Source organism: Xenorhabdus poinarii G6 (genome assembly GCF_000968175.1).
Lineage (GTDB): Bacteria > Pseudomonadota > Gammaproteobacteria > Enterobacterales > Enterobacteriaceae > Xenorhabdus > Xenorhabdus poinarii.
The window spans coordinates 3,471,207-3,492,020 of the sequence record NZ_FO704551.1 but is presented as its reverse complement, the minus strand read 5'-3'; the positions used below and the strand labels follow the sequence as shown (position 1 = coordinate 3,492,020).

The 20,814-nt window shown below is 44.7% G+C and carries 36 protein-coding genes; 31 read left to right on the top strand and 5 right to left on the bottom strand.

Annotation, left to right across the window (positions count from 1 at the left end; all coding sequences use genetic code 11):
* The first annotated feature begins 35 nt into the window (after nucleotides 1-35).
* The 31 genes from bfr (at nucleotide 36) to XPG1_RS15945 (ending at nucleotide 15,403) form a co-directional block, all read left to right on the top strand.
* Nucleotides 36-512 carry a bacterioferritin gene (gene bfr / locus XPG1_RS16095; RefSeq protein ID WP_045960148.1) on the top strand — a complete coding sequence of 159 codons (477 nt, stop codon included), beginning with the start codon at nucleotides 36-38 and terminating at the stop codon, nucleotides 510-512.
* 316 nt (nucleotides 513-828) lie between these two features.
* Entirely contained in the window at nucleotides 829-1,140 is a 312-nt protein-coding gene (gene rpsJ / locus XPG1_RS16090; protein ID WP_001181005.1) for a 30S ribosomal protein S10, read from the top strand.
* Between the two features lie 32 nt (nucleotides 1,141-1,172).
* Nucleotides 1,173-1,805, top strand: coding sequence for a 50S ribosomal protein L3 (gene rplC / locus XPG1_RS16085; RefSeq protein ID WP_045960147.1), 633 nt, complete (start codon nucleotides 1,173-1,175; stop codon nucleotides 1,803-1,805).
* A gap of 16 nt (nucleotides 1,806-1,821) precedes the next feature.
* Nucleotides 1,822-2,427: a 50S ribosomal protein L4 gene (rplD, locus tag XPG1_RS16080; RefSeq protein WP_045960146.1), complete on the top strand. Its 606-nt coding sequence runs from the start codon at nucleotides 1,822-1,824 to the stop codon at nucleotides 2,425-2,427.
* Nucleotides 2,424-2,726, top strand: a complete 303-nt coding sequence (rplW, locus tag XPG1_RS16075; RefSeq protein ID WP_045960145.1) for a 50S ribosomal protein L23 — start codon at nucleotides 2,424-2,426, stop codon at nucleotides 2,724-2,726. Before rplD ends, rplW begins: the two co-directional genes overlap by 4 nt.
* 19 nt (nucleotides 2,727-2,745) lie before the next feature.
* Nucleotides 2,746-3,570: a 50S ribosomal protein L2 gene (rplB, locus tag XPG1_RS16070; protein ID WP_045960144.1), complete on the top strand. Its 825-nt coding sequence runs from the start codon at nucleotides 2,746-2,748 to the stop codon at nucleotides 3,568-3,570.
* A 14-nt stretch (nucleotides 3,571-3,584) separates the two neighbouring features.
* Nucleotides 3,585-3,863, top strand: coding sequence for a 30S ribosomal protein S19 (gene rpsS, locus XPG1_RS16065; protein WP_011148791.1), 279 nt, complete (start codon nucleotides 3,585-3,587; stop codon nucleotides 3,861-3,863).
* A 14-nt stretch (nucleotides 3,864-3,877) separates the two neighbouring features.
* The gene (gene rplV, locus XPG1_RS16060) at nucleotides 3,878-4,210 is read left to right on the top strand and encodes a 50S ribosomal protein L22 (RefSeq protein WP_010847481.1); all 333 of its coding nucleotides are present in this window, start codon (nucleotides 3,878-3,880) and stop codon (nucleotides 4,208-4,210) included.
* 17 nt (nucleotides 4,211-4,227) lie between these two features.
* Nucleotides 4,228-4,929, top strand: coding sequence for a 30S ribosomal protein S3 (gene rpsC, locus XPG1_RS18140; protein WP_045960143.1), 702 nt, complete (start codon nucleotides 4,228-4,230; stop codon nucleotides 4,927-4,929).
* 12 nt (nucleotides 4,930-4,941) lie between these two features.
* A complete protein-coding gene (gene rplP, locus XPG1_RS18135) occupies nucleotides 4,942-5,352 on the top strand; it encodes a 50S ribosomal protein L16 (protein ID WP_012990491.1) in 411 nt (136 codons plus the stop codon).
* Nucleotides 5,352-5,543 carry a 50S ribosomal protein L29 gene (rpmC, locus tag XPG1_RS16045; RefSeq protein ID WP_010847484.1) on the top strand — a complete coding sequence of 64 codons (192 nt, stop codon included), beginning with the start codon at nucleotides 5,352-5,354 and terminating at the stop codon, nucleotides 5,541-5,543. The genes rplP and rpmC overlap by 1 nt, the downstream gene beginning before the upstream one ends.
* Nucleotides 5,543-5,797, top strand: coding sequence for a 30S ribosomal protein S17 (gene rpsQ / locus XPG1_RS16040; protein ID WP_038240484.1), 255 nt, complete (start codon nucleotides 5,543-5,545; stop codon nucleotides 5,795-5,797). The genes rpmC and rpsQ overlap by 1 nt, the downstream gene beginning before the upstream one ends.
* A gap of 174 nt (nucleotides 5,798-5,971) precedes the next feature.
* Nucleotides 5,972-6,343: a 50S ribosomal protein L14 gene (gene rplN, locus XPG1_RS16035; RefSeq protein WP_010847486.1), complete on the top strand. Its 372-nt coding sequence runs from the start codon at nucleotides 5,972-5,974 to the stop codon at nucleotides 6,341-6,343.
* Nucleotides 6,344-6,353: 10 nt separating this feature from the next.
* Complete coding sequence (rplX, locus tag XPG1_RS16030; protein WP_045960142.1) at nucleotides 6,354-6,668, top strand: 50S ribosomal protein L24; 315 nt, start codon at nucleotides 6,354-6,356, stop codon at nucleotides 6,666-6,668.
* A 13-nt stretch (nucleotides 6,669-6,681) separates the two neighbouring features.
* On the top strand, nucleotides 6,682-7,221 hold the full coding sequence (gene rplE / locus XPG1_RS16025; protein ID WP_045960141.1) for a 50S ribosomal protein L5: 540 nt from the start codon (nucleotides 6,682-6,684) through the stop codon (nucleotides 7,219-7,221).
* A 12-nt stretch (nucleotides 7,222-7,233) separates the two neighbouring features.
* Nucleotides 7,234-7,539 (top strand): 30S ribosomal protein S14, encoded by a 306-nt coding sequence (gene rpsN / locus XPG1_RS18130; protein WP_045960140.1) that lies wholly within the window; start codon nucleotides 7,234-7,236, stop codon nucleotides 7,537-7,539.
* 33 nt (nucleotides 7,540-7,572) lie between these two features.
* A complete protein-coding gene (rpsH, locus tag XPG1_RS18125; RefSeq protein WP_045960139.1) occupies nucleotides 7,573-7,965 on the top strand; it encodes a 30S ribosomal protein S8 in 393 nt (130 codons plus the stop codon).
* 13 nt (nucleotides 7,966-7,978) lie between these two features.
* The gene (rplF, locus tag XPG1_RS18120; RefSeq protein ID WP_045960138.1) at nucleotides 7,979-8,512 is read left to right on the top strand and encodes a 50S ribosomal protein L6; all 534 of its coding nucleotides are present in this window, start codon (nucleotides 7,979-7,981) and stop codon (nucleotides 8,510-8,512) included.
* 9 nt (nucleotides 8,513-8,521) lie between these two features.
* On the top strand, nucleotides 8,522-8,875 hold the full coding sequence (rplR, locus tag XPG1_RS18115; protein WP_012990483.1) for a 50S ribosomal protein L18: 354 nt from the start codon (nucleotides 8,522-8,524) through the stop codon (nucleotides 8,873-8,875).
* A 14-nt stretch (nucleotides 8,876-8,889) separates the two neighbouring features.
* Entirely contained in the window at nucleotides 8,890-9,390 is a 501-nt protein-coding gene (gene rpsE / locus XPG1_RS16000) for a 30S ribosomal protein S5 (protein ID WP_010847493.1), read from the top strand.
* A gap of 5 nt (nucleotides 9,391-9,395) precedes the next feature.
* A complete protein-coding gene (gene rpmD, locus XPG1_RS18110; RefSeq protein ID WP_008913894.1) occupies nucleotides 9,396-9,575 on the top strand; it encodes a 50S ribosomal protein L30 in 180 nt (59 codons plus the stop codon).
* 3 nt (nucleotides 9,576-9,578) lie between these two features.
* On the top strand, nucleotides 9,579-10,013 hold the full coding sequence (rplO, locus tag XPG1_RS15990; protein WP_045960137.1) for a 50S ribosomal protein L15: 435 nt from the start codon (nucleotides 9,579-9,581) through the stop codon (nucleotides 10,011-10,013).
* A 7-nt stretch (nucleotides 10,014-10,020) separates the two neighbouring features.
* Nucleotides 10,021-11,352 (top strand): preprotein translocase subunit SecY, encoded by a 1,332-nt coding sequence (secY, locus tag XPG1_RS15985; protein WP_045960136.1) that lies wholly within the window; start codon nucleotides 10,021-10,023, stop codon nucleotides 11,350-11,352.
* 32 nt (nucleotides 11,353-11,384) lie between these two features.
* On the top strand, nucleotides 11,385-11,501 hold the full coding sequence (rpmJ, locus tag XPG1_RS15980; RefSeq protein WP_012768118.1) for a 50S ribosomal protein L36: 117 nt from the start codon (nucleotides 11,385-11,387) through the stop codon (nucleotides 11,499-11,501).
* A gap of 148 nt (nucleotides 11,502-11,649) precedes the next feature.
* A complete protein-coding gene (gene rpsM / locus XPG1_RS15975) occupies nucleotides 11,650-12,006 on the top strand; it encodes a 30S ribosomal protein S13 (protein WP_038269629.1) in 357 nt (118 codons plus the stop codon).
* 15 nt (nucleotides 12,007-12,021) lie between these two features.
* Nucleotides 12,022-12,411, top strand: a complete 390-nt coding sequence (gene rpsK, locus XPG1_RS15970) for a 30S ribosomal protein S11 (RefSeq protein WP_002919257.1) — start codon at nucleotides 12,022-12,024, stop codon at nucleotides 12,409-12,411.
* Nucleotides 12,412-12,446: 35 nt separating this feature from the next.
* Nucleotides 12,447-13,067, top strand: a complete 621-nt coding sequence (rpsD, locus tag XPG1_RS15965) for a 30S ribosomal protein S4 (RefSeq protein WP_045960135.1) — start codon at nucleotides 12,447-12,449, stop codon at nucleotides 13,065-13,067.
* Between the two features lie 25 nt (nucleotides 13,068-13,092).
* A complete protein-coding gene (locus XPG1_RS15960; RefSeq protein ID WP_045960134.1) occupies nucleotides 13,093-14,082 on the top strand; it encodes a DNA-directed RNA polymerase subunit alpha in 990 nt (329 codons plus the stop codon).
* A 40-nt stretch (nucleotides 14,083-14,122) separates the two neighbouring features.
* Nucleotides 14,123-14,515: a 50S ribosomal protein L17 gene (gene rplQ, locus XPG1_RS15955; protein ID WP_010847501.1), complete on the top strand. Its 393-nt coding sequence runs from the start codon at nucleotides 14,123-14,125 to the stop codon at nucleotides 14,513-14,515.
* A gap of 178 nt (nucleotides 14,516-14,693) precedes the next feature.
* Nucleotides 14,694-15,107, top strand: a complete 414-nt coding sequence (zntR, locus tag XPG1_RS15950; protein ID WP_045960133.1) for a Zn(2+)-responsive transcriptional regulator — start codon at nucleotides 14,694-14,696, stop codon at nucleotides 15,105-15,107.
* 95 nt (nucleotides 15,108-15,202) lie between these two features.
* Complete coding sequence (locus tag XPG1_RS15945) at nucleotides 15,203-15,403, top strand: alternative ribosome-rescue factor A (RefSeq protein ID WP_045960132.1); 201 nt, start codon at nucleotides 15,203-15,205, stop codon at nucleotides 15,401-15,403.
* A 39-nt stretch (nucleotides 15,404-15,442) separates the two neighbouring features.
* On the opposite strand, the gene XPG1_RS15940 is transcribed toward XPG1_RS15945, so the two are convergent.
* The 5 genes from XPG1_RS15940 to def form a co-directional block, all read right to left on the bottom strand.
* Nucleotides 15,443-16,327: an IS982 family transposase gene (locus XPG1_RS15940; RefSeq protein WP_045960131.1), complete on the bottom strand. Its 885-nt coding sequence runs from the start codon at nucleotides 16,325-16,327 to the stop codon at nucleotides 15,443-15,445.
* Nucleotides 16,328-16,447: 120 nt separating this feature from the next.
* Nucleotides 16,448-17,824, bottom strand: a complete 1,377-nt coding sequence (gene trkA, locus XPG1_RS15935; protein WP_045960130.1) for a Trk system potassium transporter TrkA — start codon at nucleotides 17,822-17,824, stop codon at nucleotides 16,448-16,450.
* A 93-nt stretch (nucleotides 17,825-17,917) separates the two neighbouring features.
* Nucleotides 17,918-19,207, bottom strand: coding sequence for a 16S rRNA (cytosine(967)-C(5))-methyltransferase RsmB (gene rsmB / locus XPG1_RS15930; protein WP_045960848.1), 1,290 nt, complete (start codon nucleotides 19,205-19,207; stop codon nucleotides 17,918-17,920).
* A gap of 86 nt (nucleotides 19,208-19,293) precedes the next feature.
* A complete protein-coding gene (gene fmt, locus XPG1_RS15925) occupies nucleotides 19,294-20,241 on the bottom strand; it encodes a methionyl-tRNA formyltransferase (protein ID WP_045960129.1) in 948 nt (315 codons plus the stop codon).
* A 24-nt stretch (nucleotides 20,242-20,265) separates the two neighbouring features.
* The gene (gene def, locus XPG1_RS15920; protein ID WP_045960128.1) at nucleotides 20,266-20,778 is read right to left on the bottom strand and encodes a peptide deformylase; all 513 of its coding nucleotides are present in this window, start codon (nucleotides 20,776-20,778) and stop codon (nucleotides 20,266-20,268) included.
* Between the last annotated feature and the right edge of the window lie 36 nt (nucleotides 20,779-20,814).

Genomic DNA, 20,814 nt, shown 5'->3' with positions numbered 1-20,814 from the left:
CTACACTTTAGTGACTGGAAGCGGAGGGACTTGTTATGAAAGGTGATAAAAAAATAATTGCACATTTGAATAAACTTCTTGGTAATGAACTTGTCGCGATTAATCAATATTTTTTGCATGCCCGAATGTTTAAAAATTGGGGATTGATACGTTTAAATGACGTCGAATACCGAGAGTCTATTGATGAGATGAAGCATGCAGATAAGCTGATTGAGCGTATTCTTTTCCTTGAAGGAGTGCCAAATCTACAAGATTTAGGAAAACTCAATATCGGAGAAGATGTGGAAGAAATGCTGCAATCTGATCTGGAATTAGAATTACGTGGTACTAAGGATCTCAGAGAAGCTATCGCATATGCTGATTCAGTGCATGACTATGTGAGCAGAGACTTAATGATAGAAGTACTTGCTGATGAAGAAAATCACATAGATTGGTTGGAAACTCAACTGGAACTGATAACTCGAATTGGCATACAAAACTACATTCAATATCAACTCAATGAAGAAGAATAATTAACATTCAGTCGCCCTATAACATTATGTATATAGGGCGTTTTCCTTCTGTTTTCCATTTTCTGTTTCTTCTTGAGTGTACTTTTTTGAATAGATTTCATCCTTAATCTTGCTTTGTGAGTAAATTCACGTATAATACGCGGGCTTACCTACGTAAAGTAGGGCTGATTTATAATCAGCAATGAGCGGTGAATTGCCGCCATTAAAATACCTCCGATATGGGGGTTATGCATAGAACGATTACACTCCCCCATCAATCGAAATGGGTGCGAGAAGTAGTCATTTACGTTTATAAAATAGTTGGAGCTCTGGTCTCATGCAGAACCAAAGAATCCGTATCCGCCTGAAAGCATTTGATCATCGTTTGATCGATCAATCAACTGCGGAAATCGTAGAGACTGCGAAGCGCACTGGTGCGCAGGTTCGTGGTCCGATCCCGCTGCCGACTCGTAAAGAGCGTTTTACCGTTCTGATTTCTCCGCATGTTAACAAAGATGCTCGTGATCAGTACGAAATTCGCACTCACAAACGTCTGGTTGACATCGTTGAGCCAACCGAGAAAACCGTTGATGCTCTGATGCGTCTGGATCTGGCTGCCGGTGTAGACGTGCAGATCAGCCTGGGTTAATCAGGTCATTGAACGATTGAGAGGTTGAAACAATGATTGGTTTAGTCGGTAAAAAAGTGGGTATGACTCGCATCTTCACTGAAGAGGGCGTTTCAATTCCTGTAACTGTTATCGAAATCGAAGATAATCGTGTAACTCAAGTTAAAAGCAACGAGACTGACGGTTATCGCGCAATTCAGGTAACGACTGGTAGCAAAAAAGCTAACCGCGTTAATAAATCTGAAGCAGGTCATTTCGCTAAAGCTGGTGTTGAAGCCGGCCGCATCTTGCGTGAATTTCGTCTGTCAGCAGACGATGCAGAATTCACTGTAGGTCAAAGCATTAGCGTTGAAATTTTCGCTGACGTTAAAAAAGTTGACGTTACTGGTACATCTAAAGGTAAAGGTTTCGCGGGTACTGTTAAACGCTGGAACTTCCGTACTCAAGATGCTACCCATGGTAACTCCTTGTCTCACCGTGTTCCGGGTTCTATCGGTCAGAACCAGACTCCGGGCAAGGTATTTAAAGGCAAGAAAATGGCAGGCCAACTGGGTAATGAGCGTGTAACCGTTCAGAGCTTAGATGTAGTACGTGTTGACGCTGAGCGTAACCTGCTGCTGGTCAAAGGTGCTGTTCCAGGTGCAACGAACAGTAACCTGATCGTAAAACCGGCTGTCAAGGCGTAACGTCGAGGAGATAGGAATGGAATTGGTAATGAAAGACGCGCAAAGCGCGCTGACTGTTTCCGAAACTACCTTCGGGCGTGATTTCAATGAAGCGCTTGTTCATCAAGTAGTTGTTGCGTATGCAGCTGGTGCTCGTCAAGGTACTCGTGCTCAGAAAACTCGTGCTGAAGTTTCTGGTTCAGGTAAAAAACCATGGCGTCAGAAAGGCACTGGTCGTGCACGTTCTGGTTCTATTAAGAGTCCAATTTGGCGCTCTGGTGGTGTAACTTTCGCAGCGAAACCACAGGACCACAGTCAAAAAGTTAATAAAAAGATGTACCGTGGTGCTCTGAAAAGCATCCTGTCTGAATTGGTACGTCAAGATCGTCTGATCGTTGTCGAGAAGTTTTCTGTTGAAGCACCTAAAACTAAGCTGCTGGTACAGAAACTGAAAGAAATGGCTCTGGAAGACGTACTAATCATCACTAGCGAAGTCGATGAGAATCTGTTCTTAGCTGCTCGTAACCTGTATAAGGTTGACGTTCGTGATGCAGCTGGTATCGATCCTGTAAGCCTGATCGCCTTCGATAAAGTGGTTATGACTGCTGAAGCTGTGAAGCAAGTTGAGGAGATGCTGGCATGATCCGTGAAGAACGTCTGCTGAAAGTACTGCGCGCGCCGCATGTATCTGAAAAAGCTTCTACAGCGATGGAAAAAAGCAATACCATCGTTCTCAAAGTTGCGAAAGACGCGACTAAAGCAGAGATCAAAGCTGCCGTACAGAAACTGTTTGAAGTTGAAGTGGAAGGTGTAAACACTTTGCTGATGAAAGGTAAAGTTAAACGCCACGGTCAGCGTATTGGTCGTCGTAGCGACTGGAAAAAAGCTTACGTCACCTTGAAAGAAGGCCAGAACCTGGACTTCGTTGGCGGCGCTGAGTAAGTCGGAGGAGTAAAGAACAATGGCAATTGTTAAATGTAAACCTACGTCTCCGGGCCGTCGCCACGTTGTTAAAGTGGTTAACCCAGAGCTGCATAAGGGTAAACCTTATGCTCCGTTGTTGGAAAAAAACAGCAAAACTGGTGGTCGTAACAACAATGGTCGTATTACCACTCGTCACATTGGTGGTGGCCATAAACAGCATTATCGTCTGGTTGACTTCAAACGTAACAAAGACGGTATCCCTGCTGTAGTTGAGCGTCTGGAATATGATCCAAACCGTTCAGCAAACATCGCGCTGGTTTTGTATAAAGACGGTGAGCGTCGTTACATCCTTGCCCCTAAAGGCCTGAAAGCAGGTGATCAAATCCAGTCTGGTGCTGATTCAGCAATTAAGACGGGTAACACCCTGCCAATGCGCAATATCCCGGTTGGTTCTACTGTTCATAACATAGAAATGAAACCAGGTAAAGGCGGACAGCTGGCTCGCTCAGCCGGTGCTTATGCTCAAATCGTTGCACGTGATGGTTCTTATGTAACCCTGCGTCTGCGTTCTGGTGAAATGCGTAAAGTACTGTCTGACTGCCGTGCTACTTTAGGTGAAGTTGGTAACGCAGAACATATGCTGCGCGTTCTGGGTAAAGCTGGTGCAAGCCGCTGGCGTGGTATCCGTCCTACCGTTCGCGGTACGGCGATGAACCCAGTAGACCATCCACATGGTGGTGGTGAAGGTCGTAACTTTGGTAAACACCCTGTAACACCATGGGGTATTCAGACCAAAGGTAAGAAGACCCGTAGCAACAAACGTACTGATCAATATATCGTACGTCGCCGTTCTAAAAAATAATTAGAGGATAAGCCATGCCACGTTCTCTCAAGAAAGGTCCATTTATTGACCTGCACTTGCTGAAGAAGGTAGAGAAAGCGGTGGAAAGCGGAGACAAAAAGCCTATTAAGACTTGGTCCCGTCGTTCAACGATCTTTCCTAACATGATCGGTTTGACCATCGCTGTCCATAATGGTCGTCAGCATGTTCCAGTTTTTGTTTCCGACGAAATGGTTGGTCACAAACTGGGTGAATTCGCGCCGACCCGTACTTATCGCGGCCATGCGGCCGATAAAAAGGCTAAAAAGCGCTAAGGTAGGAGGAAGAGATGGAAACTATCGCTAAACATCGCCACGCTCGTTCTTCTGCTCAGAAGGTTCGCCTTGTGGCTGACCTGATCCGCGGTAAGAAAGTGTCGCAAGCTCTGGAAACTCTGACCTATACCAACAAGAAAGCTGCTGGTCTAGTGAAGAAAGTACTTGAGTCTGCTATTGCTAACGCAGAACACAACGATGGCGCTGACATCGATGATCTGAAAGTTACGAAGATTTTCGTAGACGAAGGCCCAACTATGAAGCGCATTATGCCTCGTGCCAAAGGCCGTGCAGATCGTATCCTGAAGCGCACCAGCCACATTACTGTGGTTGTGTCCGATCGCTGAGACTCTGGAGACTAGCAATGGGTCAGAAAGTACATCCTAATGGTATTCGTCTGGGTATTGTCAAACCTTGGAACTCTACCTGGTATGCGAATACCAAAGAATTCGCTGACAACCTAGACAGCGACTTTAAAGTGCGCCAGTACTTGAATAAAGAACTGGTTAAAGCATCTATTTCACGTATTGTTATCGAACGTCCTGCGAAAAGCATTCGTGTGACTATTCATACTGCTCGCCCAGGTATTGTAATCGGTAAAAAAGGTGAAGACGTTGAAAAACTGCGTAAGGCTGTAGCGGAAATCGCTGGTGTTCCTGCGCAGATTAATATTGCCGAAGTGCGTAAACCTGAACTGGACGCAAAACTGGTTGCTGACAGCATCAGCTCACAGTTGGAACGTCGTGTTATGTTCCGCCGTGCTATGAAACGTGCTGTACAGAACGCTATGCGTTTGGGCGCTAAAGGTATCAAAGTGGAAGTCAGTGGCCGTCTGGGCGGTGCTGAAATCGCGCGTACTGAATGGTATCGTGAAGGTCGTGTACCTCTGCACACTCTGCGTGCGGACATCGACTACAATACTTCTGAAGCGCACACCACTTATGGTGTAATCGGCGTTAAGGTATGGATCTTCAAAGGTGAGATCCTGGGTGGTATGGCTGCAGTTGAACAGGCGGAAAAACCGGCTGCGCAACCTAAAAAGCAGCAGCGTAAAGGCCGCAAGTAAGGAGAGTCGCTGATGTTACAACCAAAGCGTACGAAATTCCGCAAAGTGCACAAAGGCCGCAACCGTGGTCTGGCTGCAGGTGCGGATGTTAGCTTCGGCACTTTCGGTCTAAAAGCTGTGGGCCGTGGTCGTCTGACTGCTCGTCAGATCGAAGCGGCACGTCGTGCTATGACCCGTGCAATTAAGCGTCAAGGTAAAATCTGGATCCGTGTGTTCCCAGACAAACCTATCACCGAAAAGCCACTCGAAGTGCGTATGGGTAAAGGTAAAGGTAACGTAGAGTATTGGGTTGCCTTGATCCAACCCGGTAAGGTCCTGTATGAAATGGACGGTGTGCCTGAAGAGCTGGCTCGTGAAGCATTCAAGCTGGCAGCAGCGAAACTGCCTATCAAAACCACCTTTGTAACTAAGACGGTGATGTAATGAAAGCACAAGAGCTGCGCGAAAAAAGCGTTGAAGAGCTGAACACTGAGCTGCTGAACCTGTTGCGTGAACAATTCAATCTGCGTATGCAGGCGGCAAGTGGCCAGCTGCAACAGTCTCACCTGTTGAAACAAGTGCGTCGTAATATTGCACGCGTTAAGACTTTACTGACTGAGAAGGCGGGTGCGTAATGACCGATAAAATCCGTACTCTGCAAGGTCGTGTTATTAGCGACAAAATGGAAAAATCCATTGTTGTTGCTATTGAGCGTAAGGTGAAACATCCTCTGTATGGTAAGTTCATCAAACGTACGACCAAACTGCATGTACATGACGAGAACAATGAATGTGGAATTGGTGATGTCGTGGAAATCCGCGAAACCCGTCCACTGTCTAAGACGAAATCTTGGACCTTAGTTCGCGTTGTAGAGAAAGCGGTTCTATAATAGGACGTTATCTCGTACGAAATAAACGGCTCAAAAATAACCGAGCCGTTTATTTTTCTGTCCATCGCGAAGATGTGGTGTTATAATGCCGCGCCCTCGTAGTATGGGATATTGAAACGGCCTCTTTAAAAATAAAGTGGCTCAGTAGTAGTTGACATTTAGCGGAGCACTAAAATGATCCAAGAACAGACTATGCTGAACGTGGCCGACAACTCCGGTGCACGTCGCGTAATGTGTATCAAGGTTCTAGGTGGCTCGCACCGTCGCTACGCACATGTCGGTGACATCATCAAAATTACCATTAAGGAAGCAATTCCTCGTGGTAAAGTAAAAAAAGGTGATGTCCTGAAAGCGGTAGTGGTGCGCACCAAGAAGGGTGTTCGTCGCCCGGACGGTTCTGTCATTCGCTTCGATAGCAACGCTTGCGTATTGTTAAACAACAATAGTGAGCAGGTTATTGGTACGCGTATTTTTGGGCCGGTAACTCGTGAACTTCGTAATGAGAAATTCATGAAAATTATCTCTCTGGCACCTGAAGTACTCTAAGGAGCAGGCAATGGCAGCGAAAATCCGTCGTGATGACGAAATTATTGTGCTGACTGGTAAAGACAAAGGTAAGCGCGGTAAAGTAAAACAGGTTCTTTCTTCTGGTAAAGTCATTGTTGAAGGTATTAATCTGGTTAAAAAACATCAGAAGCCAGTCCCGGCTCTGAATCAACCAGGTGGCATCGTTGAAAAAGAAGCAGCTATTAATGTTTCTAACGTTGCAATCTTTAACGCAGTAACCGGCAAGGCTGACCGTGTAGGTTTTAGATTCGAAGACGGCAAAAAAGTTCGTTTCTTCAAATCTAACAACGAAACTATCAAGTAATTTGGAGTATACGATGGCGAAACTGCATGATTACTACAAAGACGAGGTAGTCCAGAAACTGATGACTCAGTTTGGTTACCATTCTGTCATGCAAGTCCCTCGGGTCGAGAAGATCACCCTGAACATGGGTGTTGGTGAAGCGATCGCTGACAAAAAACTGCTGGATAATGCAGCAGCTGACTTGGCAGCAATCACTGGTCAGAAGCCATTGATCACCAAAGCACGCAAATCAGTTGCAGGCTTCAAAATCCGTCAGGGCTATCCAATCGGCTGTAAAGTAACCCTGCGTGGCAAACGCATGTGGGAGTTCTTTGAGCGCCTGGTTTCTATTGCTGTACCACGTATCCGTGACTTCCGCGGTTTGTCGGCTAAATCATTTGATGGTCGTGGTAACTACAGCATGGGTGTTCGTGAGCAAATCATCTTCCCTGAAATCGATTATGATAAAGTGGATCGCGTACGTGGTTTGGATATTACCATTACCACTACTGCGAAATCTGATGATGAAGGTCGCGCACTATTGGCTGCGTTTAACTTCCCGTTTCGCAAGTAAGGCAGGGTATTCATGGCTAAGCAATCGATGAAAGCACGTGATGTAAAACGTGCAAAATTAGCTGAGAAATTCTTCGCAAAACGCGTCGAACTGAAAGCGATCATCTCTGATGTAAACGCATCTGATGAAGACCGTTGGGATGCTGTTCTCAAGCTGCAAACACTGCCACGTGATTCCAGCCCTTGCCGCCAGCGTAACCGCTGCCGTCAGACTGGGCGTCCGCATGCATTTTTGCGGAAGTTTGGGTTGAGCCGTATTAAAGTCCGCGAAGCCGCTATGCGCGGTGAAATTCCGGGCCTTAAAAAGGCTAGCTGGTAATTGTCACCATTTGAATCACGGGAGTAAAGACAGATGAGCATGCAAGATCCGATCGCGGATATGCTGACCCGTATCCGTAACGGTCAGGCCGCGAATAAAGTTGCGGTCACCATGCCTTCCTCCAAGCTGAAAGTGGCAATTGCCAACGTGCTGAAGGAAGAAGGTTATATTGAAGATTTTAAAATCGAAGGCGACACCAAGCCAGAACTGGAAATTACTCTGAAATATTTCCAAGGTAAGGCTGTTGTAGAAAGCATTCAGCGTGTAAGCCGCCCAAGTCTGCGCATCTATAAGAAAAAAGATGCGCTGCCACAAGTTATGGCTGGCCTGGGTATTGCTGTTGTTTCTACCTCTAAAGGTGTAATGACTGATCGTGCAGCTCGCCAGGCTGGTCTGGGTGGCGAGATTCTCTGCTACGTAGCTTAATCGGGAGGAAAGAATGTCTCGTGTTGCAAAAGCACCCGTCGTCATTCCTGCCGGCGTAGAGGTTAAACTCAACGGTCAGGTTATTTCGATTAAGGGTAAAAACGGCGAATTAAGTCGTAAAATCCACAACGCAGTTGAAGTTACACATGCGGATAACCAACTGACTTTCGCACCACGCGAAGGTTTTGCAGATGCTTGGGCTCAGGCAGGTACAACTCGTTCTCTGTTGAATGCAATGGTTATCGGTGTTAACGAAGGTTTCACTAAGAAACTTCAACTGGTAGGTGTCGGTTACCGTGCGGCAGTTAAAGGCAATGCAGTTAGCTTGTCTTTAGGTTTTTCGCATCCGGTCGAGCATCAGCTGCCAGCAGGCATTACTGCGGAATGCCCATCACAAACTGAAATCGTACTGAAAGGTGCTGATAAGCAGGTGATTGGTCAGGTTGCGGCAGATCTGCGTGCCTATCGTCGTCCTGAGCCATATAAAGGCAAGGGTGTTCGTTACGCCGATGAAGTCGTGCGTACCAAAGAGGCTAAGAAGAAGTAAGGTAACACTATGGATAAGAAAGCAGCTCGTATCCGTCGTGCGACCCGCGCACGCCGCAAGCTCCAGGAACTGGGTGCAACTCGCCTGGTGGTACACCGTACCCCTCGCCATATTTATGCGCAGGTTATCGCACCAAATGGTTCTGAAACTCTGGTGGCCGCTTCTACAACAGAAAAAGCTATCAGTGAACAACTGAAATTTACTGGAAACAAAGAAGCCGCAGCAGTAGTTGGTAAAATTGTTGCTGAACGTGCTCTGGAAAAAGGTATCAAAAATGTATCCTTTGACCGTTCTGGTTTCCAATATCATGGTAGAGTCCAGGCACTGGCAGATGCTGCCCGTGAAGCTGGCCTTCAGTTCTAAGGTAGAGGTGTAAGATGGCTCACATCGAAAAACAAGCTGGCGAACTGCAGGAAAAGCTGATCGCGGTAAATCGCGTATCTAAAACCGTTAAAGGTGGCCGTATTTTCAGCTTTACAGCACTGACTGTAGTTGGTGATGGTAACGGTCGCGTTGGTTTTGGCTACGGCAAAGCACGCGAAGTTCCGGCAGCGATCCAGAAAGCGATGGAAAAAGCACGTCGCAATATGAAAACCGTCGCACTAAACAGCGGCACTCTGTACCACCCAGTGAAAGGTTCACACACAGGTTCTCGTGTGTTCATGCAACCTGCTCACGAAGGTACAGGTATTATCGCCGGTGGTGCGATGCGTGCTGTTCTGGAAGTGTCTGGAGTTCGTAACGTACTGGCTAAAACCTACGGTTCCACTAACCCGATTAACGTGGTTCGTGCAACTTTGGATGCTTTAGACAGCATGAAATCTCCGGAAATGGTCGCAGCTAAGCGTGGCAAATCCGTCGAAGAAATTCTGGGGTAATGACCATGGCTAAGACTATTAAAATTACTCAAGTTCGCAGTTCAATTGGTCGCTTGCCTAAACATAAGGCAACTTTGACTGGTTTAGGTCTGCGTCGTATTGGTCATACTGTTGAGCGTGAAGATACACCAGCGGTTCGCGGTATGGTCAACTTGGTTTCCTATATGGTTAAGGTTGAGGAGTAACAGATGCGCTTAAATACTCTGTCTCCGGCTGAAGGTGCCAAGCACGCACCTAAACGTGTAGGTCGTGGTATTGGTTCTGGCCTGGGTAAAACTGGCGGCCGTGGTCACAAAGGTCAGAAATCTCGTTCTGGCGGTGGCGTTCGTCGTGGTTTTGAAGGCGGCCAAATGCCTTTATATCGTCGTTTGCCAAAATTTGGCTTCACTTCACGTAAAGCAATGGTTACCGCAGAAATTCGTCTGTCTGACTTTGCCCGTGTTGAAGGCGATGTTATTGATCTGAATGCACTGAAAGCTGCTAACATTATTGGCCCTCAAATTGAATTCGCTAAAGTAATGCTTTCTGGCGAAGTCAATCGCGCAGTAACTGTGCGTGGCTTGCGTGTTACTAAAGGCGCCCGTGCTGCAATTGAAGCTGCTGGCGGTAAAATTGAGGAATAAGTAACAGATGGCTAAACAACCAGGATTAGATTTTCAAAGTGCCAAAGGCGGATTAGGCGAGTTAAAACGCAGACTTTTGTTTGTCATTGGAGCTCTAATTGTTTTCCGTATTGGCTCTTTTATTCCAATCCCTGGTATTGATGCCGCTGTGCTTGCCAAATTGCTCGAGCAGCAAAGAGGCACCATCATTGAAATGTTTAACATGTTCTCTGGTGGTGCTTTAAGCCGTGCTTCTATCTTTGCACTGGGGATAATGCCGTATATTTCTGCATCTATTATTATCCAGTTGCTAACGGTGGTTAATCCTCGTTTAGCAGAGATCAAGAAGGAAGGGGAAGCTGGTCGTCGTAAGATTAGTCAGTATACCCGCTATGGCACATTAGTGCTGGCAATATTCCAGTCAATAGGTATTGCTACTGGGTTGCCGAATATGCCTGGAATGCAAGGGCTAGTCATTAATCCTGGTCTTGCGTTCTATTTCACGGCTGTTGTAAGTCTGGTCACGGGGACGATGTTCTTGATGTGGCTGGGTGAGCAGATTACTGAACGGGGTATCGGTAACGGTATTTCGATCATAATCTTTGCTGGTATCGTTGCGGGGTTACCACCTGCGATTGGTCACACCATCGAGCAAGCTCGGCAAGGCGACCTGCACTTCCTCCTGTTGCTGTTGGTTGCAGTATTAGTGTTTGCCGTGACTTTCTTCGTTGTTTTCATTGAGCGTGGTCAACGCCGTATTGTCGTTAACTATGCAAAACGTCAGCAAGGTCGTAAAGTTTTCGCGGCACAAAGTACACATTTACCGTTGAAAGTGAATATGGCTGGGGTTATCCCTGCAATTTTTGCTTCCAGTATTATTTTGTTCCCTGGTACCATAGCTTCTTGGTTTGGTGGTGGAACAGGCTGGAATTGGTTGACAACTATTTCTATGTATTTGCAACCAGGTCAACCGCTCTATGTGTTATTATACGCATCTGCAATCATCTTCTTCTGTTTCTTCTATACGGCTTTGGTTTTCAATCCAAGAGAAACAGCAGATAACCTGAAGAAGTCCGGTGCATTCGTACCAGGAATTCGTCCGGGAGAGCAAACGGCTAAGTACATCGATAAAGTAATGACTCGTCTAACCTTAGTTGGTGCGTTATATATTACTTTTATCTGCTTAATCCCGGAGTTCATGCGTGATGCAATGAAAGTTCCATTCTATTTTGGTGGTACTTCCCTACTGATTGTAGTTGTCGTCATCATGGACTTTATGGCTCAAGTGCAAACTTTGATGATGTCGAGTCAATATGAGTCTGCATTGAAGAAGGCAAACCTGAAAGGATATAACCGCTAATTGGTTTGCTTGAGAAGTTACGGAGAGTAAAAATGAAAGTTCGTGCTTCCGTCAAGAAATTATGCCGCAACTGTAAAATTGTTAAGCGTAACGGTATCGTTCGCGTGATTTGCAGTGCAGAGCCTAAGCACAAACAGCGCCAAGGCTAATTAATCGCATATTTTTCTTGCAAAGTTGGGTTGAGCTGGCTAAATTAGCCAGCCAATCTTTTTTATCTGACAGCAACATTATTTGAGTATCCTGAAAACGGGCTTTTCAGAATGATGTTGCAGTGAATAAATATTGTAGGAGTGCATAGTGGCCCGTATAGCAGGCATTAACATTCCTGATCAAAAACATACTGTAATCGCATTGACTTCGATCTACGGTATCGGTAAAACCCGCTCACAAGCAATTTGTGTAGCAGCGGGCATTGCTGAAAATGTTAAGATCAGTGAGCTGTCTGAAGAGCAAATTGACAAGCTGCGTGACGAAGTTGCCAAATACGTTGTAGAAGGCGATCTGCGTCGTGAAGTAACCCTGAGTATCAAACGTCTGATGGACCTTGGTTGCTATCGTGGTTTGCGTCATCGTCGTGGTCTACCAGTTCGCGGTCAGCGTACTAAGACCAATGCACGTACCCGTAAGGGTCCGCGTAAGCCGATCAAGAAATAATCGGGGTATTGAATAATGGCAAAAGCACCTATTCGTGCACGTAAGCGTGTAAGAAAACAAGTCTCTGACGGTGTGGCTCATATCCATGCTTCTTTCAACAACACCATCGTTACTATTACTGATCGTCAAGGTAACGCACTGGGTTGGGCAACTGCCGGTGGTTCCGGTTTTCGTGGTTCTCGTAAATCTACTCCGTTTGCAGCTCAGGTTGCAGCAGAGCGCTGCGCTGAAGCAGTGAAAGAATACGGAATTAAGAACCTGGAAGTTATGGTTAAAGGACCTGGTCCGGGCCGTGAGTCAACTATCCGCGCATTAAATGCGGCTGGTTTCCGCATCACTAATATTACTGATGTGACTCCGATCCCTCATAACGGTTGTCGCCCACCGAAGAAACGTCGCGTTTAATACGTCTTCGTTTTTAGGATTGTTGGAGAAAGAAAATGGCAAGATATTTGGGTCCTAAGCTCAAGCTGAGCCGTCGCGAGGGTACAGACCTTTTCCTGAAGTCTGGCGTTCGCGCGATTGACACCAAGTGTAAGTTAGAACAAGCACCAGGCCAGCACGGCGCACGTAAACCGCGTCTGTCTGACTATGGTGTACAGTTACGTGAAAAACAAAAAGTTCGTCGTATTTACGGTGTTCTAGAGCGTCAATTCCGTAACTACTATAAAGAAGCAACTCGTCTGAAAGGCAATACAGGTGAAAACCTGCTGAACTTGCTGGAAAGTCGCTTGGATAACGTCGTCTATCGTATGGGCTTCGGCGCGACTCGTGCTGAATCACGTCAGATGGTAAGCCATAAGGCTATCATGGTAAATGGTCGCGTTGTTAACATCGCTTCTTATCAGGTATCCCCGAATGACGTAGTCAGCGTTCGTGAAAAAGCGAAGAAGCAGGCTCGCATTAAAGCAGCCTTAGAGCTGGCTGAGCAGCGTGAGAAACCAACTTGGTTGGAAGTTGATGCTGCGAAGATGGAAGGTGTGTTCAAGCGTATTCCTGAACGTACTGATCTATCCGCTGACATTAACGAACACCTGATCGTCGAGCTTTACTCTAAGTAAAGCTTAGCACCAAAGAGAGGACACAATGCAGGGTTCTGTGACAGAGTTTCTAAAACCGCGCCTGGTAGATATCGAGCAAGTCAGTTCGACGCACGCCAAGGTGACCCTTGAGCCATTAGAGCGTGGCTTTGGCCATACTCTTGGCAACGCACTGCGCCGTATTCTGCTTTCGTCTATGCCGGGTTGTGCGGTGACTGAGGTTGAGATTGATGGTGTACTGCATGAGTACAGCACCAAAGAAGGTGTACAGGAAGATATCCTGGAGATTCTCCTCAATCTGAAAGGGCTGGCGGTGAAAGTTCAGGGTAAAGATGAAGTTGTCCTTACTTTGAATAAATCTGGCATTGGCCCTGTGACTGCAGCCGATATCATCCATGATGGTGATGTCGAAATCGTCAAGCCGCAGCACGTAATCTGCCATCTGACTGACGAAAGCGCTTCCATTGGCATGCGTATTAAAGTTCAGCGCGGTCGTGGATATGTGCCGGCTTCTGCCCGAATTCATTCGGAAGAAGATGAGCGCCCTATCGGTCGTTTGTTAGTAGATGCTTGCTATAGCCCAGTAGAGCGTATTGCCTACAATGTTGAAGCAGCTCGTGTAGAACAACGTACTGACCTGGACAAGCTGGTTATCGAGATGGAGACTAACGGTACAATCGATCCTGAAGAGGCGATTCGCCGGGCAGCTACCATTCTGGCTGAACAACTAGAAGCTTTTGTTGATTTACGTGATGTACGTCAACCAGAAGTTAAAGAAGAGAAGCCAGAGTTTGATCCGATCCTGCTGCGCCCTGTTGACGATCTGGAATTGACTGTCCGCTCTGCTAACTGCCTTAAAGCAGAAGCTATCCACTACATCGGTGATCTGGTACAGCGTACTGAAGTTGAGTTACTTAAAACGCCTAACTTGGGTAAAAAATCTCTTACTGAGATTAAAGACGTACTGGCTTCGCGTGGACTCTCTCTGGGCATGCGCCTGGAAAATTGGCCGCCAGCAAGTATTGCTGATGAATAACTAGATCACAGGTTAAGGTTTTACTGAGAAGGATAAGGTCATGCGCCATCGTAAGAGTGGTCGTCAATTGAACCGCAACAGCAGCCATCGCCAAGCTATGTTCCGCAACATGGCAGGTTCTTTGGTTCGTCATGAAATCATCAAGACGACTCTGCCTAAAGCGAAAGAACTGCGTCGCGTCGTTGAGCCGCTGATTACTCTTGCCAAGACCGACAGCGTAGCTAATCGTCGTCTGGCATTCGCCCGTACTCGTGATAATGAGATCGTGGCAAAACTGTTTAATGAACTGGGCCCGCGTTTTGCGAGCCGCGCAGGTGGTTACACTCGTATTCTGAAGTGTGGCTTCCGTGCTGGTGACAATGCACCGATGGCATACATCGAGCTTGTTGACCGCGCAGCAGAGTCTCAGACAGAAGCAGCATCTGCAGAGTAATCTGTAGAGGCGTAAAAAACCGGGTATTATCCCGGTTTTTTATTGCCTTCTGATAATTTTTCTTCTTTAGTCACTCTCTTATCTTTATTCGTTAACCCGCAAATCTTCCCGCCTGGATGATCTTTTAACCTATTCTGTTAGTATTGTGCTTATTCACGACTTAATAGGAAAATTCTCTATGTATCGCATTGGTCAGTTAGCTAAATTAGCAGGTGTAACGCCGGATACCATCCGCTTTTATGAAAAACAAGGATTGATGCTTCATGGAGAAAGAACTGATGGGGGTTATAGACTTTATACTAAACAGGATTTACAGCGATTACGCTTTATCCGTTATGCCAAACAACTAGGTTTTACACTGGATGCAATCGTAGAGTTACTCTCTATTCGGGTTGATCCTGAACATCATACATGCCAGGAGTCGAAGTATATTGTTGATTCTAGGCTGCGAGAAGTTGAAGAAAAGTTATTAGAAATGCAAAAGATGCGCGATTCCTTGAAAATGTTGAGTGATGCCTGTTGTGGTAGTGCGCATGTCAGTACATATTGTTCTATATTAGAAATTTTGGAAGAAGGGGCATGTAATAAATAGATAATTTTTCTTTATTATTCTGAATGTTAAGAGTAAAATTTCAGTGTTTTTAATCAAAAAATTGCCTTATTCATTAATTATACTTAGAGGTTATAATGACAAGATATTGCCATAAAAAAGGCGTTATTAAAGACAATGCGATAGAAGCTTTATTACACGATCCTTTGTTCAGACAGCGAGTTGAAAAAAATAAGAAAGGTAAAGGCAGTTATAATCGTAAAGAAAAATATGGTAAAAAGGGTGGTTGGGAGGCCAATAATAATAATTTTTTAAAGTTGTTATTATTGACCTTCTAATTTTTTAACTGGATGATATTAATATAACCCGAATTCCGTTTAAGCCGTCATTGGAAAATCTTCTTCTGAGTAGAAAACTTTCAGTGACGGTTTCTTCCATTTTAGGCAGTAAGCAATGACACCACCTAAAACGGTCAATAGAAATCCTTTTATACTTCGGTGCCGGGAATGCTCTATTTGAGAAATGGTTTTTAATTGCCCATTAATTGTTTCAATAATAAAACGCTTTGATAACATTATATTATCCCATTCAGCCAGCACTTGCGCTTTCATGTGACGGCGCTTTTTTGTCATGAACGTTACACCCGCTTGCGCTAAAGCACCTGCCAGTTCTTGACTAAGATAGCCTTTGTCACCATAAAGAGAACCCGTTAATGCTTTTGCTAATTCGCGAACCGGTTCCCGATCATCCACATTACCGGCGGTGATTTTGAGTGCCAGAATTTCGCCCTGATGGTTAACAATCAAGTGTAATTTGAAACCGTAAAACCACCCTATCGAGGTTTTTCCTCGCTGTGCCACCCCCTCAAACACCTTATGGCGGGGAATACGAATGTTATGGCACACGCGTAAACTCGTGGAATCAATAAAAGCGATCCCCGTGGGCTTTCCTTTTAACTGAGTCAGATAACTGCACAGCGGCACTAAAACGGAAGGGGAAACACTGACAAAACGGGTATAACTGAGCAAAGTTGGAAAATCGTGATGATGATATTTCCAAATATGCTCCAGATAAAAATGTTTAAAATCACGGTAATGCGACATGTGAAAGCGGATCAGGATGGTCATCATTTCACTGGGATACATGTGACCTTGCCTGCGGCGTAGACGATGCCCCTTATTAAGACAAAACTGTTCCCATTGAGGAATGAAAAAACGACAAAAGTCATCGACATCGCAGAAAATTTCAACTAGTTTGTTCATTGCCTGTTCCTTCTTAGAGCGGTTTTTGGTGTGCACCAAAACTTTGCTCTTGGAACAGGCACTTCGCCAATTTTTTATCCAGAATTCGGGTTAATATAATAAATCACTTAATTGGTGCTTTTACAGGAAGAAAGGGCTGGGTTGGAAAAGCTTTTCTACTTCCGGGACAAATTTTTTGTCAGTAATAAACATGATTACATGATCACCTTGTTGAATAATACTATAATCATTAGCAATGATGACTTCTTCACTACGGACAATGGCACCGATTGTTGTGCCTGGTGGTAATTTGATATCACCTATCTTACGCCCAACCACTTTTGAAGTATGCTCATCACCATGAGCTATGGCTTCGATGGCTTCAGCCACTCCCCTTCTTAATGAGAATACACTGACAATATCTGCCTTGCGAACATGACCAAGTAGTGCTGATACTGTTGCCTGTTGAGGAGAGATTGCAATATCAATGACTCCGCCTTGTACTAAATCAACATATGCACTGCGTTGAATAAGAACCATGGCTTTTTTAGCGCCCATGCGTTTTGCAAGCATAGCTGACATAATATTGGCTTCATCATCATTTGTTAATGCTATAAAAACGTCAACCTGTTCAATGTGTTCTTCTGTTAGCAATTCCTGGTCTGAAGCATCGCCATAGAACACAATGGTATCATGTAATAATTCGGCTAATTCCGTGGCTCTTTTTTGGTTATGTTCAATTAGTTTGACGCTGTAATCTTTTTCAAGGCGCAAAGCTAACCCTGCACCAACATTGCCACCACCAACAATCATGATACGTTTATATGGCTTTTCAAGACGTTGTAGTTCACTCATGACAGCTCTGATATGCTGTGAGGCAGCCACGAAGAACACTTCATCTCCGGCTTCAATAATTGTTGAACCTTGTGGCCTAATGGGACGATCATGACGAAATATAGCAGCAACTTTGCTATCAATATGTGGCATATGCTCCCGGAGTGAAGACAAGGCATTGCCAACTAATGAACCACCATAATAGGCCTTCACCGCAACAATACTGACACGCCCCTCCGCAAAATTCACAACTTGTAATGCTCCAGGGTATTGAATCAATTTATAGATGTAATCAATAACTAATTGTTCAGGAGATATTAAATAATCAATAGGAATATGATCAGGTTGGAATAGTTTCTCTGATTCTCGGATATATTCTGATGAACGTATCCGGGCGACCTTATTCGGTGTGTTAAATAGAGAGTAAGCTATTTGGCATGCAATCATATTGGTTTCATCTGAGTTTGTAACAGCGACCAACATATCAGCATCTTCAGCTCCAGCTTCTCTTAATACTCTTGGGTGGGAGCCATGCCCATTTACAACTCGGAGATCGAATTTATCCTGCAATTGACGTAAACGATCGGTATCGGTATCAACGACAGTAATATCATTGTTTTCATCAACCAAATTTTCAGCTAATGTTCCACCAACCTGGCCTGCACCCAAAATGATTATCTTCATAGCATTCTCTTTTCGATTGAAAGCCGTCTTCTATTATTAGGCTTTTAGCAAAACCATAAATTTCTCTCGTTCTATCGGAACAAGAGCATATTATCATTGCTTAGTTAGTCGGGCATAAAAGAAGCCATCACCCCCTGCAATTTCTGGAATAATTTGAGTTCCGAGAGTGCCTGAATTGCCTGTTTCTGATAATACGGCATCGGTGTGACGGGCCAAAAATGCTTTTATTTGCTCACTATTTTCTTGAGGCAGAATTGAACAGGTAGCATAAACTAGCGTGCCATTTTGTTTTAAGTATGGCCAGATAGCATTAAGGATTTCTGCTTGTAATATCACTAATTGCTCAATATCTTCATTTCTGCGTAACCATTTGATGTCAGGATGACGGCGAATGACGCCTGTAGCAGAACATGGTGCATCAAGAAGGATACGATCAAATTGTTCACCGGAAGCCCATTCATGGGGAAGGCGGCCATCACCTGTTTTGACGACTGCATTTAAATTAAGTCGTTGTAAGTTTTCTTTCACTCGCTTAATTCGTTGTTCATCAATATCGATCGCGAGAACCTTAGATTTTGGTGCAATTTCAAGGATATGTGTGGTTTTTCCACCCGGTGCAGCACAGAGATCCAGTATAGATTCCCCGTCCCGTGGAGTTAATAGTTCAGCACATCCTTGAGCGGAGCGATCCTGAATGGTTACCCATCCTTGCTGGAATCCTGGTAGTGCACTGACTGGACAAGGGCTAAGAAGACGAATAGCACTAGCCTGTCTGATATCTAATTCTGCTTCTATATTGGCTTCTTTTAATAGTGCAAAATACTCGTTGGCCGTATGATAAAGTTGATTAACTCGCAACCACATAGGTGGTTTTTGGTTGTTGGTATCTACTATAGCTTGCCAATTTTGGGGATATGCTTTTTGAATTCGCTCTAGCAGCCATTTAGGATGTAGGTATTGACCAATGTTATTATTTGATTGTTCTATTAATAATTGCTGTTGGCGCTGAAACTGGCGAAGGACACCATTGATTACGCCTTTCAGCTGTGGTCGTTTTAAGTCAGTTGCACCATTGACAGTTTCGGCAAGTATAGCATGTGCAGGTATACGCGTATGCATGAGCTGATATATACCAACCATGATTAAGTAGTGGAAAATACGTTGTTTTCCCTTCAATGGCTTTGCCATGAGCTGATTGATAAACCACTCAAGCTGAGGTAATACCCTCATCACACCGAAACAGATCTCTTGCAGCAGCGCTTTATCTTTATCAGAAACTTTTTGTTGGAACTCAGGTAGTACGGTGCTGAGGGATTGCCCTTGCTCAAGCACTTGAGTAATTGCTTTCGCAGCGATGCTTCTCAGGTTATATATATTTTTCATGGTATGGTCAAAAAAGCTGACCTTTGTCAGCATAACTAAAAATAAGAAGAAGCCTGAATGCTAGAAATATTTAGGCAAAGTTAGTATCAGTTGATTTTGTTGCCAGGTGAAAACCACTCATGTTTAGAGTTTAAGAAGTCGGCGGCTGACATGGCTTTCTTACCTGGGGGTTGCAAGTGGGTAATATTTAATATTCCATTTGCAGTTGCAATTTGGATACCTTGTTTATCCGCGTTGATAATTGTTCCGGGAACTTGGGTTGTTTGCTCTGCAATGACTTCTGTTCGCCAGATTTTAACTGGTTGGTCATTAATTAAGAAGAAACTCATAGGCCAAGGATTGAAAGCACGAACACAACGCTCAATTTGGGTTGCAGGTAAATTCCAATCTACTTTTGCTTCATCTTTACTCAGTTTTTCAGCGTAAGTCACAAAAGTGTCATCCTGACTTTCAGGCTGACATTTTCCTGATGTGATTAAACTTAAAGTGTCGAGTAAGGCTTCTGGGCCAATATTAGCAAGTTTTTCATATAAGCTGGCACTGGTATCCTCATTTGTAATAGGGCAAGTTGCTTTTAGCAACATATCGCCAGTATCAAGCCCTTTGTCCATCTGCATGATAGTTACGCCAGTTTCCTGGTCGCCAGCCCAAATGGAACGCTGAATTGGTGCCGCGCCGCGCCAGCGCGGTAGCAAGGAACCATGAACATTCAGGCATCCCAAGCGAGGTATATCTAAAACTGCTTGAGGAAGAATTAAGCCATATGCAACAACAACCATAATATCAGCCTGCTGTTCCATGATCCATTGCTGGCTTTCTTCAGTACGTAAGGTCTTTGGCTGAAAAACGGGAATATCATGCTCTTCAGCCAATGCCTTTACAGGACTTGGTGTCAGTTTTTTACCTCTTCCTGCCGGTTTGTCTGGTGGAGTGAGTACTCCAACAATTTGATGTTGAGAGTTTAATAAAGCAGCCAGATGGCGAGCCGCGAAATCAGGGGTTCCGGCAAAAATAATACGTAAAGAATCAGACACTGTTATTTCCTGTGATAATAAGAATTATTTGTTTTTGGCTCTTAATCGATCAATTTTTTCAACTTTCTGACGGATACGTTGGCGTTTTAACAGTGATAGATAATCAACAAAAAGTTTACCGATCAAATGATCCATTTCATGCTGGATACAAATTGCCAGTAACCCGTCGGCTTCCAATTCCAATGGCAGACCGTGATAATCTAAAGCTTTAATCTTTACTTGTTCAAAACGTGACACAAATCCACGTTGTTCAGGAACAGATAAGCAACCTTCTTCTATTCCTGTTTCTCCCGTTTCATTAACGACCTCAGGATTAATAAGAACAAGTCGTTGATCTCGATTTTCAGAGACATCAATGACAATAATTCTCTGATGTATATCAACTTGCGTTGCTGCTAAGCCTATTCCTTCCTCTGCATACATTGTTTCGAACATATCATCAATGATACGCTGGATTTCTGCATCGACTTTTTTTACTGGCTTGGCAACTATGCGAAGTCGCTCGTCTGGATAATGTAATACTTGTAAAACTGACATATAGGTTTAGAACTGCATCCAAAAAATGAGTGAGAA

Excerpts from the sequence above, each read along its gene's own strand:
- bfr (WP_045960148.1), top strand. The coding sequence starts at position 36 with ATGAAAGGTGATAAAAAAATAATTGCACATTTGAATAAACTTCTTGGT.
- rpsJ (WP_001181005.1), top strand. The coding sequence starts at position 829 with ATGCAGAACCAAAGAATCCGTATCCGCCTGAAAGCATTTGATCATCGT.
- rplC (WP_045960147.1), top strand. The coding sequence starts at position 1,173 with ATGATTGGTTTAGTCGGTAAAAAAGTGGGTATGACTCGCATCTTCACT.
- rplD (WP_045960146.1), top strand. The coding sequence starts at position 1,822 with ATGGAATTGGTAATGAAAGACGCGCAAAGCGCGCTGACTGTTTCCGAA.
- rplW (WP_045960145.1), top strand. The coding sequence starts at position 2,424 with ATGATCCGTGAAGAACGTCTGCTGAAAGTACTGCGCGCGCCGCATGTA.
- rplB (WP_045960144.1), top strand. The coding sequence starts at position 2,746 with ATGGCAATTGTTAAATGTAAACCTACGTCTCCGGGCCGTCGCCACGTT.
- rpsS (WP_011148791.1), top strand. The coding sequence starts at position 3,585 with ATGCCACGTTCTCTCAAGAAAGGTCCATTTATTGACCTGCACTTGCTG.
- rplV (WP_010847481.1), top strand. The coding sequence starts at position 3,878 with ATGGAAACTATCGCTAAACATCGCCACGCTCGTTCTTCTGCTCAGAAG.
- rpsC (WP_045960143.1), top strand. The coding sequence starts at position 4,228 with ATGGGTCAGAAAGTACATCCTAATGGTATTCGTCTGGGTATTGTCAAA.
- rplP (WP_012990491.1), top strand. The coding sequence starts at position 4,942 with ATGTTACAACCAAAGCGTACGAAATTCCGCAAAGTGCACAAAGGCCGC.
- rpmC (WP_010847484.1), top strand. The coding sequence starts at position 5,352 with ATGAAAGCACAAGAGCTGCGCGAAAAAAGCGTTGAAGAGCTGAACACT.
- rpsQ (WP_038240484.1), top strand. The coding sequence starts at position 5,543 with ATGACCGATAAAATCCGTACTCTGCAAGGTCGTGTTATTAGCGACAAA.
- rplN (WP_010847486.1), top strand. The coding sequence starts at position 5,972 with ATGATCCAAGAACAGACTATGCTGAACGTGGCCGACAACTCCGGTGCA.
- rplX (WP_045960142.1), top strand. The coding sequence starts at position 6,354 with ATGGCAGCGAAAATCCGTCGTGATGACGAAATTATTGTGCTGACTGGT.
- rplE (WP_045960141.1), top strand. The coding sequence starts at position 6,682 with ATGGCGAAACTGCATGATTACTACAAAGACGAGGTAGTCCAGAAACTG.
- rpsN (WP_045960140.1), top strand. The coding sequence starts at position 7,234 with ATGGCTAAGCAATCGATGAAAGCACGTGATGTAAAACGTGCAAAATTA.
- rpsH (WP_045960139.1), top strand. The coding sequence starts at position 7,573 with ATGAGCATGCAAGATCCGATCGCGGATATGCTGACCCGTATCCGTAAC.
- rplF (WP_045960138.1), top strand. The coding sequence starts at position 7,979 with ATGTCTCGTGTTGCAAAAGCACCCGTCGTCATTCCTGCCGGCGTAGAG.
- rplR (WP_012990483.1), top strand. The coding sequence starts at position 8,522 with ATGGATAAGAAAGCAGCTCGTATCCGTCGTGCGACCCGCGCACGCCGC.
- rpsE (WP_010847493.1), top strand. The coding sequence starts at position 8,890 with ATGGCTCACATCGAAAAACAAGCTGGCGAACTGCAGGAAAAGCTGATC.
- rpmD (WP_008913894.1), top strand. The coding sequence starts at position 9,396 with ATGGCTAAGACTATTAAAATTACTCAAGTTCGCAGTTCAATTGGTCGC.
- rplO (WP_045960137.1), top strand. The coding sequence starts at position 9,579 with ATGCGCTTAAATACTCTGTCTCCGGCTGAAGGTGCCAAGCACGCACCT.
- secY (WP_045960136.1), top strand. The coding sequence starts at position 10,021 with ATGGCTAAACAACCAGGATTAGATTTTCAAAGTGCCAAAGGCGGATTA.
- rpmJ (WP_012768118.1), top strand. The coding sequence starts at position 11,385 with ATGAAAGTTCGTGCTTCCGTCAAGAAATTATGCCGCAACTGTAAAATT.
- rpsK (WP_002919257.1), top strand. The coding sequence starts at position 12,022 with ATGGCAAAAGCACCTATTCGTGCACGTAAGCGTGTAAGAAAACAAGTC.
- rpsD (WP_045960135.1), top strand. The coding sequence starts at position 12,447 with ATGGCAAGATATTTGGGTCCTAAGCTCAAGCTGAGCCGTCGCGAGGGT.
- XPG1_RS15960 (WP_045960134.1), top strand. The coding sequence starts at position 13,093 with ATGCAGGGTTCTGTGACAGAGTTTCTAAAACCGCGCCTGGTAGATATC.
- rplQ (WP_010847501.1), top strand. The coding sequence starts at position 14,123 with ATGCGCCATCGTAAGAGTGGTCGTCAATTGAACCGCAACAGCAGCCAT.
- zntR (WP_045960133.1), top strand. The coding sequence starts at position 14,694 with ATGTATCGCATTGGTCAGTTAGCTAAATTAGCAGGTGTAACGCCGGAT.
- XPG1_RS15945 (WP_045960132.1), top strand. The coding sequence starts at position 15,203 with ATGACAAGATATTGCCATAAAAAAGGCGTTATTAAAGACAATGCGATA.
- XPG1_RS15940 (WP_045960131.1), bottom strand. The coding sequence starts at position 16,327 with ATGAACAAACTAGTTGAAATTTTCTGCGATGTCGATGACTTTTGTCGT.
- trkA (WP_045960130.1), bottom strand. The coding sequence starts at position 17,824 with ATGAAGATAATCATTTTGGGTGCAGGCCAGGTTGGTGGAACATTAGCT.
- rsmB (WP_045960848.1), bottom strand. The coding sequence starts at position 19,207 with ATGAAAAATATATATAACCTGAGAAGCATCGCTGCGAAAGCAATTACT.
- def (WP_045960128.1), bottom strand. The coding sequence starts at position 20,778 with ATGTCAGTTTTACAAGTATTACATTATCCAGACGAGCGACTTCGCATA.